Origin of the sequence: Streptomyces sp. NPDC091272, from assembly GCF_044757485.1 — a bacterium.
Classification (GTDB): domain Bacteria; phylum Actinomycetota; class Actinomycetes; order Streptomycetales; family Streptomycetaceae; genus Streptomyces.
In genome coordinates, this window is sequence record NZ_JBIVVC010000003.1 from 311300 (window position 1) to 324500 (window position 13201).

The 13201-nt window shown below is 73.0% G+C and carries 11 protein-coding genes; 6 read left to right on the forward strand and 5 right to left on the reverse strand.

The genetic code is table 11. The features are described 5' to 3' along the window. Window positions 1–3 precede the first annotated feature (3 nt). The 4 genes from ACIQM4_RS10650 to ACIQM4_RS10665 form a co-directional block, all read right to left on the reverse strand. Window positions 4–1455 carry a hypothetical protein gene (locus ACIQM4_RS10650; RefSeq protein WP_401588956.1) on the reverse strand — a complete coding sequence of 484 codons (1452 nt, stop codon included), beginning with the start codon at window positions 1453–1455 and terminating at the stop codon, window positions 4–6. Between the two features lie 181 nt (window positions 1456–1636). Further along, window positions 1637–2089, reverse strand: coding sequence for a hypothetical protein (locus tag ACIQM4_RS10655; protein ID WP_401588958.1), 453 nt, complete (start codon window positions 2087–2089; stop codon window positions 1637–1639). 80 nt (window positions 2090–2169) lie between these two features. Beyond that, a complete protein-coding gene (locus ACIQM4_RS10660) occupies window positions 2170–3252 on the reverse strand; it encodes an ABC transporter substrate-binding protein (RefSeq protein WP_401588961.1) in 1083 nt (360 codons plus the stop codon). Between the two features lie 197 nt (window positions 3253–3449). Then, a complete protein-coding gene (locus ACIQM4_RS10665) occupies window positions 3450–3950 on the reverse strand; it encodes a DUF2269 family protein (RefSeq protein WP_401588964.1) in 501 nt (166 codons plus the stop codon). 108 nt (window positions 3951–4058) lie between these two features. On the opposite strand from ACIQM4_RS10665, the gene ACIQM4_RS10670 reads away from it, so the two are divergent. Genes ACIQM4_RS10670 through ACIQM4_RS10685 form a run of 4 tightly spaced genes read left to right on the forward strand, consistent with a single transcriptional unit; the run spans window position 4059 to window position 6577 of the window. After that, window positions 4059–4424, forward strand: a complete 366-nt coding sequence (locus ACIQM4_RS10670) for a PadR family transcriptional regulator (protein WP_401588967.1) — start codon at window positions 4059–4061, stop codon at window positions 4422–4424. Beyond that, complete coding sequence (locus tag ACIQM4_RS10675; protein WP_401588969.1) at window positions 4421–5098, forward strand: permease prefix domain 1-containing protein; 678 nt, start codon at window positions 4421–4423, stop codon at window positions 5096–5098. The genes ACIQM4_RS10670 and ACIQM4_RS10675 overlap by 4 nt, the downstream gene beginning before the upstream one ends. Window positions 5099–5138: 40 nt before the next feature. Continuing rightward, entirely contained in the window at window positions 5139–5645 is a 507-nt protein-coding gene (locus tag ACIQM4_RS10680) for a cytidine deaminase family protein (RefSeq protein ID WP_401588972.1), read from the forward strand. Further along, window positions 5642–6577 (forward strand): sulfurtransferase, encoded by a 936-nt coding sequence (locus ACIQM4_RS10685; protein ID WP_401588975.1) that lies wholly within the window; start codon window positions 5642–5644, stop codon window positions 6575–6577. The genes ACIQM4_RS10680 and ACIQM4_RS10685 overlap by 4 nt, the downstream gene beginning before the upstream one ends. A 243-nt stretch (window positions 6578–6820) precedes the next feature. Here the strand turns inward: ACIQM4_RS10685 and ACIQM4_RS10690 are convergent, their stop codons facing one another. Next, window positions 6821–7873, reverse strand: a complete 1053-nt coding sequence (locus ACIQM4_RS10690) for a PRC and DUF2382 domain-containing protein (protein ID WP_401588978.1) — start codon at window positions 7871–7873, stop codon at window positions 6821–6823. Window positions 7874–8213: 340 nt separating this feature from the next. On the opposite strand from ACIQM4_RS10690, the gene ACIQM4_RS10695 reads away from it, so the two are divergent. Further along, a complete protein-coding gene (locus ACIQM4_RS10695; RefSeq protein WP_401588981.1) occupies window positions 8214–10724 on the forward strand; it encodes an ATP-binding protein in 2511 nt (836 codons plus the stop codon). Window positions 10725–10836: 112 nt separating this feature from the next. Beyond that, the gene (locus tag ACIQM4_RS10700) at window positions 10837–13197 is read left to right on the forward strand and encodes an ATP-binding protein (RefSeq protein WP_401588984.1); all 2361 of its coding nucleotides are present in this window, start codon (window positions 10837–10839) and stop codon (window positions 13195–13197) included. Window positions 13198–13201 lie beyond the last annotated feature (4 nt).

Here is a 13201-nt window from a genome sequence, read left to right on the forward strand (position 1 = left end):
TCGCTAGTCGAACGGATTGAGGGCGCTGCCGAGTTTCTTCGCACCGCCGGCGATGCCGTCCCCGATGTCGGACACCTTGTCGCCCGCCCAGTCCGTGGCCTTGCCGATGCCCTCGCCGATGGCTTCGTGGTTGTCCCAGACCAGGGCGCCCGCGTACACCAGCCCCGTACCCACCGCCAGGCCGGCCGTGACCGGGTTGGGGGCCACGGTCAGCGCGGTCATCGACGCGCTGAACGCCGTACCGCTCAGGTCGCTGGCGAACTTCGCCGGGTCTGCCTTGATCATGTCCGCGTCGTACGTGGCCAGGTTGGCGACCCCGTAGGCGGTCGCCGCGACCCCGCCGACCACGCCCGCGCCGCGGATCCAGCCGGCGGCCTTCGCGGCATTCGCCAGGCCGCCGTTCTGCGCGACCCGCACCAGGTTGGCCTCCGCCGCCGACGGCATGACGAACGCGCCGTTGCGCATGAACCCGCCGAGCATGGCGGCCTCGTCGGACCCGGTGATCGCGTTGACCATGCCGGGCGGGACCCGGCTGAGCAGGCTTCCCGGCGCCACGCCCGCGAGGCGCGTGTTGATGAAGTTGGAGAGGAACGTGCCGGGGGCGGTGACGTCCTTGCCCTGTTTCAGGTACTTGAAGAGCTTCAGGGCGCTGCCCGCGCTGCCGCCCGCCGCCGCGGCGAACGCGGAGGCCGTGATGGTGCCCTTCTGCACGGCGGCGAAGAGTTCCGCGAGCTGTTTGCTGCCCGTCAGCTTCTCCACGCCGGACTTCTGCAGGCGCTGGATGTAGTCGTCGAGCGTCTCGCCGTCGCGCATGGCGAGCGAGTTGAGCTCCATGCGCTCGCGCTTCTGCTGGTCGTCGGCGGCCGCGACCTTGTCCGCATTGCCGTTGAAACCGCCCGTGGTGCCGTCGTTCGCACCGCCACCGGTGTCCTTGACGACCGCTTCCAGGTCCTTCTGGAGGTTCTTGTCGGCCTCGTCGACGGCCTTCACACAGGACTTGAGGTACTCGGCCCAGGACTGCTCACTGGCCCGGACGCTCTTGGCGTACTCCGGGTCGTGGCGCAGGGCGTTGCGCTCGCTCTCGGTCGCGCGTTCCAGGTCGAAGGCCACGTTGCCCTGCTCGGAGACCTTCATCCCGGCCGCGACCGCGTCGGCGCGGCCGGTCTCCAGCCGCTCCTTGAGCTCGACGAACTGCGCGTGCGCGTTGCGCAGCAGGGTGGCGGTCGCCTTCGCCTGGGTCTGGGCGGCCTGGTACTCGTACCGGGTGGCCGAGAAGTTCAGCGCAGCCGCGTCGGCGCTGCGCCCCTGCCACGTCTCACCGACAGCGATCTTCTGGACGCTGTCCCGGTAGCGCTTCTCGACCTTCGCGAACTCGTCCGCCATGGACTTCCACTTGTCGGCGGCCGCGGTGAGTTTGCCGTAGTCGGTCGTCAGGACTTCGCGGTACGTCAGCATGGTTGTCCCTTCCGCGAGAGAGCGGAGGTGTTGGGTGGCGGGTTGGGGTGGGGGTGCAGGCGGAGGCGGCGGTACGTGACCGTCGGCGTCTCGGTGGCCTGCGGGCGGAGTGGGCGGCGACGACCCGACACCGCCCGTGCCGCACAGGCCCGCCGCGGGCACCCGCGTCGGCGTCGGTCCCTCATCGGATGCGGTCGAGCCCCGACGGGGGCCTGATGGCGTCGATTCCGTCGCGGCGTGCGCCGTCGGCCCCGGTCAGCGTGGTGGCGGTGTTCCGCAGGCCGTCGCGCTCGCTGCTCAGGCGGCCCATCAGGGCCTTGACCTGGCCCTCCCACGTGGTCTGCACCTTCTTCAGCGCGGCCGCGGTCACCCATCCGTTGAAGGCGGTGACGGCGGTGGCATGGGACTCGTCCGCGTGGTCGCCGGCCTTCTTGGTGCTCGACAGCAGCTCCGTGTCTATGACACCGGCCGCGGCCCTCTTCTCGGACGACGACGACGCGAGTCTCGGCGGGCCGCCGCCCGGGGCCGGAGTGGGCACCAGTCCCTCATCGGGGAGACCGTTCAACCGCATCCCGGTGGAGCCGCGTTCGGTCGCCGCCGCACGCAATTCCGCCCATTCCTCGTCGAAGCCCACTCCGCGCCTCCCCCACTGCTGCTGATCACGGCTTGGCGCCGGAGTCTATAGGCCGTGTCCGCAGCCGCGACCGGAGCCCCTCAGCCGGTGTGCAGGATCCGGAAACGGTCGAGGTCCGCGGGGTCCCTGTCGGCCACCTGGACCGGGGCCGTTGCCCATTGCCGGACGCCGATGCCCGGTACACGGGAGAAGCCGATCCGTCCGCGGGTGCCCTCGACCGTCACGTCCGGCCAGGACGCGGCGATACGGGACCGATCGGTGCCGTGGCCGCGCAGCACGTCGGCCAGCACGGCGATCGTGTCGTACCCCTCGAAGGCGACGAAGGAGGGGGCTTGGGACAGTTGCGCGCGCAGTGCCTTGCCTACCCGGGCGCCGAGCGGGGTGAGATGCTCGGGCAGGTAGCGCAGGAACGGGATTCCGGCGCCCTCCTCGCCCAGCAGCTCCGTCCACCCCGCGAACTCCGGCTGCCCGGCCGGGGCGCCCAGCAGGACCCTGGTCAGGCGGCTGTCCCGGCGTACGGCCCTGACGAGGGGCACCGCGGGTTCCGGGTGGCCGACCAGGAGCAGCAGGGCTGTCGCGCGGCGGGCCACGAGCGCGTCGCAGACGGCCTCGGGGGAGAGCGTGCTCATGTCGAGCGCGGTGACGCTGCCGCCGCGCGGGGTCAGGTGGTCCCGCAGGATCCGGGTCCCCGTCCGCCAGTAGAGCGTTGGCTGGGCCGCCACCGCGACGCGCCCGTGGCCCGCGGCGAGAAGGAAGTCCGCGTAGACCTGCCAACCGCGGGACTGCGGCGGTGAGAGCCGCGCGACCCACTCGGTCGGCTGCTCGGTGAGCGCGTCGAGCACCGCGGACGAGCAGAGGTACGGGAGGCCGAGGGCGTCCGCCCTGGTGGCCGCGGCGCGGGCGACCACGCTGTGGTACTCCCCCGCCAGCGCGGCCACACCCAGGCCGGCCAACTCGTCCACGGCCGTGACGGCCCTCTCCGGGTCGGCCGCGGTGTCCCGTACCACCAGGCTGAGCGGCCTGCCGTCGATCCCGCCGGCGTCATTGACCTCGCGCACGGCCAGTTCGCACCCGGCGAGCAGGTGCCGGCCCGCCTCGACCCAGCCGGGACTGGTCAGCGGAGCGAGAACGCCGATCAGCAGCGGCGATGCCCCGGCGGCCATGGCCGTTCCTGGGGCTGTTCCTGGGGCCGTTCCTGGGGCCGTTCCCGGGGCCGTTCCCGGGGAAGAAGTCCTGTGCATGCGGGGCGTCTCCCATGAGAGGCGGTCGGCTGTGCCGGACATTGCATCCACCGCCGTCGGCGTTGGCAACCGAATACCCCCTCCCGAGCCGGAGCGCCCGCGCCCCCAAGACCGTCCCCTCACGCTCCCGTCGTGGAGCCGGGACGGACCACCATCAGGACGACGACCGCCGCCCACAGCAGGTTGAAGATTCCGGTGGTCATGGCGAGCCTTGCGGTGGCCCTGCGACGGGTGGGTGCCTCTGACTCGTCCGGCTCGGTCGCGCCCTCGCCGGCCAAGGGGGTTTCGAGCAGCTCCTCCTGGCCCGGCAGCACCAGGGCCAGGAGGATTCCGGCTGCCACACCCGTCAGCACGATCGACGCCATCAGCCACGCGTCGCCCAGTACCCCCATCGCCGCCCCGGTCGCGATACCGAGTACCGGGACCGCGATCCCCACGGTGGCGTAGACCCGGCAGATCCTGTGCAGGAAGGCAGCCGTACGGAGGTCCTGGCCGGGGGCGCCGCCGTCACCGGGAGCGGCGGGCCTCGCGTAACGGGGGAACATCGACGCCGCGACCGTGATGGGGCCGATCGCCAGGATCGCCGCCAGAACGTGCAACGACAGCAGGAATTTGGTCACGGAATGTCCTTCACGGTGGGGTCCTTCACCGGGTGTTCTTCGCGGGGGCAGATAGGTTGGCTGCCAATAGGTAACACAGCAACGCGTGTTTGTGTAGGCTGCCTACCCATGAGGCAGGATGCGGTACGCGGACATCTGGACGGCCTGCTGCTCGCCGTCGTCGAGCCTGGCCCGCTGCACGGTTACGCGATCATCACCGCCGTGCAGGAGCGCAGCAGCGGCGCGCTCGAACTGCGGACCGGGACCATCTATCCGGCGCTGAACCGGCTGGAGCGGCTGGGACTGCTGCAGAGCAGTTGGGAGGGCGAGGGTCAACGCAAGCGCCGTTGTTACGAGTTGACCGAATCCGGGCGGCGGTTCCTCGCCGACGAGCGCACCGCCTGGCGCGACTTCACCGCGGCCATCGGGTCGGTCCTCAACCCCGTCCCGCCGGCCGCGCCGGGCCGGCACGGGCAGCGGGGACTGGCCACATGAGTGCGCCGTCCGCGCGGCCGGGCGGCCGGGGCGACCCCGTCGAGGAGTACGTCGCCGGGCTCGACGCCACCCTGCGGGGTCCCGTACGCGCCAAGGCCCGCCTGGTCGCCGAACTGCGGGACGGACTCGGGGACACGGTGGAGGCCCTCGTGCGGGCCGGGGTCTCGTACGAGCGTGCCGTGGACCGGGCGGTGGAGGAGTTCGGGGAGGTCACCGAGGTCGGGGAGAGCTGTCAGCGGGAGCTGACCTTCGCCCAGACCCGGCACACCGCCGGGGCGGTGGCGATCACCGCTCCCTTCCTGGTCGCCTGCGGGTACCTGGTGAGCAGGGCCGGGCAGGAGCAGTCCGGGGCGCTGCCGCGCGCCGCGTACTTCGTGGCCGTGCAGCTCGCCTCCGTCGCGGGCGCGGCGGTGCTGCTCGCCGCGGTCGCGCTGGCGGTGACCGGTGCCTTCGCGCGCCGACTGCCGGACCTGCGCCGGCTGCCGCACGCCGTCGCCTGGACCGGAACCGCCGCGAGCGCCTCGATGGCCGTCGCCACACTCGCCCTGGCGACCGCGGCCCTGCTCGCCGAGGAGTGGGCGCTGACCGCCGGCGCCTGCGCCCTCGCCGCCGTCTCGCACGCCGTCGTCGCGGGCTCGGCGAGGGCCTGCCGGGCGTGCGTACGGGAGGAATAAGCGCAGGCCGCCGGCCCCGGCCCTCCGTACCATGCCGCGCATGGGAACTTCGATGCGTGAGCTGAGCGCCGACGAGGAGGAACTCCTCGCGTACGCAAGGGAGATCGTCGACACGCACGGCGACGGCGCGGCCGGGATCCACACCATGGGGGCCGCGGTACGCGGCGCCGACGGGCGGATGCACGGCGGGATCAACGTGTACCACTTCACCGGCGGGCCCTGCGCCGAGCTGGTGGCGCTGGGGCACGCGCGGGCCTCGGGGGCACGGGAGTTGGTGACGATCGTCGCCGTCGGGGACGGCGGGCGCGGGCCGGTCGGACCGTGCGGCCGGGACCGGCAGGTACTGCTCGACCTCCACCCGGGCATCAGGGTGATCCTGCCGACCGTGGAGGGGGTGCGGAGCGTTCGGGTCGAGGAGTTGCTGCCGCACGCGACCCGTTGGACGCCCGAAGGCGGGGCGGGCGTGCTCCAAGCAGCCGAGAAGGCAGCAGAGCGAACAGAAGAGCGAGCAGCAGCAGAGGACGCGGGAGAAGGGGGCGCGGCATGAGTCGGGTGGCGGACGGTGCCTGGCCCGGGCCACTGGTGGGCGTCGACTGGCTGGGGACGCACCTCGGCGCGGAGGATCTGGTCGTGCTGGACGCGTCCGTGGGCGCGCACCGGCGCAAGGGGCCTTGGATTCCCGGGGCCCGGATCTTCGACATCGACGGGGAGATGTCGGCCCACGGGGAGGGCCTCGCACCGCACACCAGGCCGAGCGCGGAACAGTTCGTCGCCCGCGTGAAGGCATGGGGAGTGCGTGAAACCGACCGCCTCGTCGTGTATGACGCCGTCGGCATCTACTCCTGCGCACGGGCCTGGTGGATGCTGCGCGCCACCGGGTTCGAGCGGGTCGCCGTGCTGGACGGGGGTCTGCCGGGCTGGATCGCGGCAGGACTGCCGGTCGACACGGAGCCGGTCGACGCGCAGCCGGTCGACGCGCAGCCGGTCGACGCGCAGCCGGTCAACGCAGAGCCGGGGAATGCCCACGAGGTGCGCGCCGAGGTGGCGGCGCCGGCCACCGGTGCGGTACGGGAGAGACCCGGTGCGTTCGTCGGGCGGGCCGAGGTCGAGGCGGCGCTGGAGGACGGGCGGAGCGTGGTGCTCGACGCGCGCAGCCGGGGGCGGTTCGCGGGCACGGAGCCCGAGCCCCGGGCGGGCCTGCGCGCGGGGCACATGCCGGGGGCGGTCAATCTGCCGTTCGGCGAGCTGCAGGACGGGCACGGGCGGATGCGGCCAGCGGCGGAGCTGCGCGCCAGGTTCGACGACGTCGCGGACGCAGGGCGGCCGTTGGTGGTCAGCTGTGGCTCCGGGGTGACCGCCTGCGTGCTGGCCCTGGGCGCCGAACTGGCCGGGCGCGGGGACGTATCGGTGTACGACGGCTCGTGGAGCGAGTGGGGCCTGGAGGGGGCGGAGACCCCGGTCGCCACGGGAGAGAACTGAGTCCGCCGCCCCTCCCCGGGAGGCAGGTCAGGGGAGCGGCGGGAGAGCCGCACGCACCCCTGGCCCTCCGCGACAAACCGCACGCATCCCTGGCCTCCCGCAACAAACCGCACGCACCCCCGGCCTCCCGCAACAGAAGGGGACGAGTAGCCGGCCCGTGTCGGCGCCGGCTCCTCGTCCCTGCCCTGCTTCACCCCATCGCCGCGGGCCCTCGCGGGCCCGCGGTTCACCGAGGACGTGAGGTCACCGCTTGCCGCGGTGGTCCGTGTCCTTGTTCCAGGTTTCGCGGGTGTTCGCGTGCTTCTCGCGGAGGCCCTCGTCGTAGTCGACCTCCTCCTTGCGGACCTGGCCCGAGACCTCCTGCTGCTCGGTCACCTTGTAGACCTCCAGGCGGACCCGCTCGACCGGCACGGTCTCCTTGCGCATCACCGCCTGCTCCTCGTGCAGCACCACCTCGACCTCGGCCTCGCCGATGTTGGCGGTCGTGCGGCCGGTGCGGCGCTCCTCGTCGGTGATGGGCACGCGGCTGACCCGTACCTCCTCGTGGCTGACCTCGACCGACTTCGTGACGTCCTCCGTCACCACGCGCTTGCGCAGCGCCGCACGCCCGCTCTCGCGCTCCTCGGTCGCGAAGCTCAGCCGCTCCTCGGAGAGCAGCAGCTCCTCGCTCTGGCCCTTGTCACCGGCCGTACCGGCGCTCGCGCGGCCGGTCAGGTCGGCGTCCGTGCCACGGGTCGGCGCTCCCGCACCGGCCATGGGCCTGGCGCCGGGCGCACCCGCCAGCGGCCGGGCAGTGGTCTCGGCCCGGCCCGTGGTGGTCTTCGAGCGTTCCGCCGCGGCGGCGGTACCGCCCGCCACCCCGCCCGCTGCCGCTGCCGTACCCGCGGCACCTGCCGCGCCCGCGGCGTGCCGGCCCGTCGACGGCGTCGCGTCGCCCGTACGGCCCGCGAGGCCGTTGCCGCGCGCCGCGCCGCCGGGTCCCGTCAGACCGTAGTGCTCGTAGAGGGTGCCCTCCTCCGAGCGGTCCAGATGGCCGTCCACGTCGATGCGCGGCGCGTCCTTGATGAGGTCCTTGCTGTGCGGGACCCGCAGGCCGCCGTCGGTGCGGGTGGCGCCCGCCAGCGGGACGAACGTCTCCTTGGTGCCGAACAGTCCGGTGCGTACCGTGACCCACTCCGGTTCTCCGGTGGTGTCGTCGCGGTAGACCTTCTGCACGGCCCCGACCTTGTTGCCTTCGGCGTCGACCACGTTCGCGCCGGACAGGTCCTCAGGGGTGTAGCCGTTGGGAGCGGTCATGGGCTTCTCGTCTCCTTCCGCGCAGCACCGATGCAGCACCGATTCAGTGCAGTGCCCTGCGCATACGTACAGTTCGCGCGCCATCGACGCCGCCCGCGACCGCAGTGATCGCCCCGTGGGCGGTCCGGTGCCCGCCGGAGGGCCCTTCTCCCCGTCATAGCAGGGCCTCGGGGGGCTGTCGGGCAGTTTCCACCCCATGTACTCCGTTCGAGTGAATCACCCCCTGCAGGCGGTCTTGCCCTCCCCCGTCACCACCTGTCACCGTGCGGTCCGTACGCTGACAGGGATGCCCTAACGGGCCACACTGGTACGTACATTGAGAACCGCGTGTGGGGGCGACATGGCACTCGGCTACACCCGGCGCACCGGCACGCTGCCCGTCGAGGTGACGGGCTTCGTCGGCCGCATCTCGGAACTGGACCAGGTAAGGGAGCTGCTGCGCCGTTCACGGCTCGCCACCCTGGTCGGTCCCGGCGGGGTCGGCAAGAGCCGTCTCGCGCTGCGTACCGCGCTCTCCCTCAAGGGGGAGTACGACGACGGGGTCGTCCTCGTCGAACTGTCCGCGCTGCACGATCCCGAGCTGCTGCCGGGCGCGGTGGCGGGCGCCCTCGGGCTGCCCGAGCAGTCCGGGCGGGTGATGGTCGACGTGGTGGTCGAGCATCTGGAGGACCGGCACCTGCTGCTCGTCCTGGACACCTGTGAGCACCTGCTCGACGCCTGCGCGCTCCTCGCCGACCTGCTGCTGCGCGAGGCACCCGGTGTCACGGTGCTGGCCACCAGCCGCCAGCCGCTCGACGTGCCCGGTGAACACACCCTGCCCGTACCACCCTTGGAGGACCGCGACGCGATCGAGCTGTTCGCGCAGCGGGCCGCCGCCGTCGTCCCGGGTTTCGAGGTGCACGACGGCAACCGGGGAGACGTCCTCGCCCTGTGCACCCGGCTCGACGGCATTCCGCTCGCCATCGAACTCGCGACCGTCCGGTTGCGCGCACTGCCCCTGGAACAGCTCACCGCGCGCCTGGAGCACCGCTTCCAGGTGCTGACCGGCGGGCGGCGCAGCGCGGCGCTGCCCCGCCACCAGACGCTGCGTACCGCCATCGACTGGAGCCACGAGCTGTGCTCGGAGCCGGAGCGGCTGCTCTGGGCGCGGCTCTCCGTCTTCGCCGGTTCCTTCGACCTGACGGCGGTCGAGGAAGTCTGTTCCGACGGCGGGGGGAACGGCGGCGCGAATGCGGGTGGGAACGGGGACGCGGCTGGGGGCGGCGGCGCGGGTGGGGACGGCAGTGGGGGCGAGGACGGCGGCGGGCAGGGCAGCGGGCTCGCCCGGGAGGAAATCCTGGAGCACCTGATAGGGCTCGTCGACAAGTCCGTCGTCCTCAGGGACGGCGACGAGGGCGCCCGCTACCGGCTGCTCGACACGATCCGTGAGTACGGCGCCGACAGGTGCACCCAGCCGGAGCGCGAGCGGTGCAGGCGGCGGCACCGGGACCACTACCTGGGGCGCGCCTCGTACTTCTTCGAGATGCTGCTCTCGGCGGAACAGGTGCCGCTGTACTGGCAGTTGCACCGGGACCTGGCGGACCTGCGCAGCGCCCTGGAGTACTCGCTCTCACGGCCGGACGGGGTGCGGTCCGCGCTGGTGATGGCGGCCAGGCTGTGGCCCTTCTGGTCGACGGCGGGGCTCTTCAAGGAGGGCAGGTACTGGCTCGACAAGGGCCTCGCGCTCGACCCCGAGGCGTCGCGGGAGCGCTCGCAGGCGCTGCTGTGGGGCAGTCTGCTCGCGGTGATGCAGGGCGACGTGGGGCCCGCCCTCGCCGGGTTCCAGGAGACCTGCGCGGTGGCGGAGGCCTGCGGCTCGGAGCTGGACCGGGTGCTCGCCCTCGGTTACATCGGCGGCATCGCCTGGCTGTCGGGCGACGAGGCCAACGGGCGCGGCACCTCCACCGAGGCCCTCTCGGGCCAGCTGCGCATCGGGGACCCGCTCGGCCTGGTGGTGCACCACTACCAGAGCGCGTACGTCCAGTCGCTGATAAGGCGTTCCGACGAGTCCGACGCGCACGCCGACGAGGCCCTGCGGCGGATCGCCCAGGCACCCGGCGGCGGGGTCGGCGAGTGCATGATCACCAGCCAGGTGCTCGGCATCAAGGGCATGGCCGCCTGGACCAGGGGGGACGCGCCCGAGAGCGTACGGCTGGCGCGGGAATCGCTGCGTGCCAGCAGGGAGTTGCGGGACGTCTTCGCCGCCACGAACTCACTGGAGCTGCTGGCCTGGGGCTCGGCGGAGACCGGTGCCCACCGGCTCGCCGCCTGGCTGCTGGGCACCTGCGGCGAGCTCTGGCGCAAGATCGGCTCCCCCATGATCGGCGTGGCCATCTACCAGGACGACCACTCCCGGGTGGCGGAGCAGGTGAGCGCCGCGCTGGGCGCATCCGAGTACCGGCTGCTGTTCGCGCAGGGCGCCCAGCTCTCCCTCGACCAGGCGGTGGAGCTGGCCCTGGCCGGTGCCACCCGCCCTGTGAACCCCGCATCCCCCGGCGACCGGCCGCCCTCGTACGACCACCTCACCCGGCGCGAACGGGAGGTCGCCACGCTCGTCTCGGCGGGCCTGACCAACCGGGAGATCTCCGAGCACCTGGTGATCTCCAAGCGCACGGCCGACGCCCACGTCGAGCACATCCTGGCCAAGCTGGGCTTCTCCTCGCGCACCCAGATCGCGGCCCTGGCCCAGGAGGACGGCGCAGGCGGGACGGCGGAGCAGGGGACGGCGGTACGGGGGGCTCCGGCGCGCGGGCCCGGCGGCAGCCCCCCGAACGGCCCCGGCACGGCCCGTGCGGGGACGGCGAGGCCCTGAACCGACGAGCGGTGACAGCCGGGTCTCCCGGCAGCGGGAACCGTAGGCTGGTGCGGGCGGGGCCGGTCGGGCCGCACGGCACGCACCTTGAGCACCGCACCTGGGGGGCGACATGGCACTCGGCTACACCCGGCGCACCGGCACGCTGCCCCTGGAGGTGACGGGCTTCGTCGGCCGCACCGCGGAGCTCGGCCAGGTACGTGAACTGCTGCGCCGCTCCCGCCTCGTCACCCTGGTGGGCCCCGGCGGGGTCGGCAAGAGCCGTCTCGCACTGCGCGGCGCGCTCGCCGCGAAGGGCGAGTACGACGACGGCAGCGTCCTGGTCGAACTGTCCGCGCTGCGCGACCCCGAGCTGCTGCCCGGCGCCGTCGCGGACGCGCTGGGGCTGCCCGAGCAGACCGGCCGGGACATGCTCGACGTCGTCATGGAACACCTCGCGCCGCGCCGGCTGCTGCTGGTCCTGGACACCTGCGAGCACCTGCTGGACGCCTGCGCGCTCCTCGCCGACCTGCTGCTGCGCGAGGTGCCGGGCGTCACCGTGCTGGCCACCAGCCGCCAGCCGCTCGACGTGCCCGGCGAACACACCCTGGCGGTACCGCCGTTGGAGATCGGTGACGCCCTTGCGCTCTTCGCCCAGCGGGCCGACGCCATCCTGCCTGGCTTCACCGTCGACGAGTCGAACCGGGCGGACGTCACCGCCTTGTGCGGGCGTCTGGACGGCATCCCGCTCGCCATCGAGCTCGCGACCGTGCGGCTGCGGGCGCTGCCGCTCGCCCAGCTCACCGCGCGCCTGGAGGACCGCTTCCAGATCCTCACCGGCGGGCGGCGCAGCGCCTCGCTGCCCCGCCACCAGACGCTCCGAACCGCCATCGACTGGAGCCACGACCTGTGCTCGGAGCCCGAACGGGCGCTGTGGGCACGCCTTTCGGTGTTCGCCGGGCCGTTCGACCTGACGGCCGTCGAGGAGATCTGTGCGGAGGGCCCGGGGGACACCGGCGCGGCGGACGGCGTGCTGCCCAGGGCGGAGGTGCTGGAGTTCCTGGTGGGGCTCGTGGACAAGTCCGTCGTGCTGCGGGTCGGCGAGAACGGCGCCCACTACCGGCTGCTGGACACCATCCGCGAGTACGGCGCCGACCGGTGCGCCGACGACGAACGCGCACGGCTGGCCCGGCGCCACCAGGACCACTACTTCGCGCGCGCCAGGCGCTTCGCCGACCGCGTCGTCACCTCCGAACAGGTGCCGCTCTACCGGCAGTTGCACCACGACCTCGCCAACCTCCGCAGCGCCTTCGAGTACGCCCTGGGCCGTCCCGAAGGAGTGCGCCCCGCGCTGCGCGCGGCAACCGGGCTGTGGCCCTTCTGGGCGACGGCGGGCCTCTTCAAGGAGGGCCGCTACTGGATCTCCAAGGGTCTGGCGCTGGAGGGCGAGCCCTGCGAGGAGCGGGCGGCGGGCTTTCTGTGGGGCTCCCTGCTGGCCACCATGCAGGGCGACATCGAGCCCGCGCTGACCGGCTTCGAAACGGCCCGCGCGGTCGCCGCGGAGGCCGGTGACGACCTCCTCCTGGCCCTGGCACTCGGTTACGCGGGCGGTGTGGGCTGGCTCTTCGGCGACGAGGTCAACGGCCGCCGGATGCTGGACGACTCCCTGGTGATGCAGCACCGGCTGAACGACCACTTCGCGCTGATCGTGCACCACTACCAGCGCGCCTACATGCACTCGCTGCTGCGGCACGCCGACGAGGCGACCGAGCACGCCGACGAGGCGCTGCGCCGCATCGGGTCGGGCCCCGGCGCAGGACCGGACGGCGCCGCGGGCGAGTGCATGATCAGGAGCCAGGCGCTGGGCATCAAGGGCATGGCCGCCTGGGTGCGCGGTGACGCGAAGGAGGCCTTCCGGCTCGCCCTCACCTCGGTGGCCCTCAGCCGGGAACTCCAGGACGTGTTCGGAACTGCGAACTCCCTGGAACTGCTCGCCTGGGGGGCCGCGGGCACGGACCGCACCCGCCAGTCGGCCTGGCTGCTCGGTGCCTGCGGCGAGCTGTGGCGCAAGGTGGGCAATCCGATGGTGGGGGTGGCCGCCCATCCGGACGACCGGGCCCGGGTGGAGCGGGAGGTACGGGAGAAGCTGGGCGACGAGACGTACGGACGCCTCTTCGCACAGGGCGCCCGGCTCCCGCTGGACCGGGTGGTGGAGCTGGCCCTGGCCGGTTCGCCGGTTCCCGCGCCCGCCCCGCCGCCGGGCCCCGGCGCCGACCGCGCCGCCGGGCGCGACCATCTGACCCGGCGCGAACGCGAGGTCGCGGACCTGGTCTCCGCAGGTCTGACCAACCGGGAGATCTCCGAACGCCTGGTCATCTCCAAGCGCACGGCCGACGCCCACGTCGAGCACATCCTCGCCAAGCTGGGCTTCTCCTCCCGCACCCAGATCACGGCGCTGGCCCAGGAGCCACCCGCGGGGGACGACCGCTCGTAGGGCC

What these genes read in the sequence shown, in the direction of transcription:
- ACIQM4_RS10650 (WP_401588956.1), bottom strand. Translation starts at nt 1,455, where the DNA reads ATGCTGACGTACCGCGAAGTCCTGACGACCGACTACGGCAAACTCACC.
- ACIQM4_RS10660 (WP_401588961.1), bottom strand. Translation starts at nt 3,252, where the DNA reads ATGGCCGCCGGGGCATCGCCGCTGCTGATCGGCGTTCTCGCTCCGCTG.
- ACIQM4_RS10670 (WP_401588967.1), top strand. Translation starts at nt 4,059, where the DNA reads ATGAGGCAGGATGCGGTACGCGGACATCTGGACGGCCTGCTGCTCGCC.
- ACIQM4_RS10675 (WP_401588969.1), top strand. Translation starts at nt 4,421, where the DNA reads ATGAGTGCGCCGTCCGCGCGGCCGGGCGGCCGGGGCGACCCCGTCGAG.
- ACIQM4_RS10680 (WP_401588972.1), top strand. Translation starts at nt 5,139, where the DNA reads ATGGGAACTTCGATGCGTGAGCTGAGCGCCGACGAGGAGGAACTCCTC.
- ACIQM4_RS10685 (WP_401588975.1), top strand. Translation starts at nt 5,642, where the DNA reads ATGAGTCGGGTGGCGGACGGTGCCTGGCCCGGGCCACTGGTGGGCGTC.
- ACIQM4_RS10690 (WP_401588978.1), bottom strand. Translation starts at nt 7,873, where the DNA reads ATGACCGCTCCCAACGGCTACACCCCTGAGGACCTGTCCGGCGCGAAC.
- ACIQM4_RS10695 (WP_401588981.1), top strand. Translation starts at nt 8,214, where the DNA reads ATGGCACTCGGCTACACCCGGCGCACCGGCACGCTGCCCGTCGAGGTG.
- ACIQM4_RS10700 (WP_401588984.1), top strand. Translation starts at nt 10,837, where the DNA reads ATGGCACTCGGCTACACCCGGCGCACCGGCACGCTGCCCCTGGAGGTG.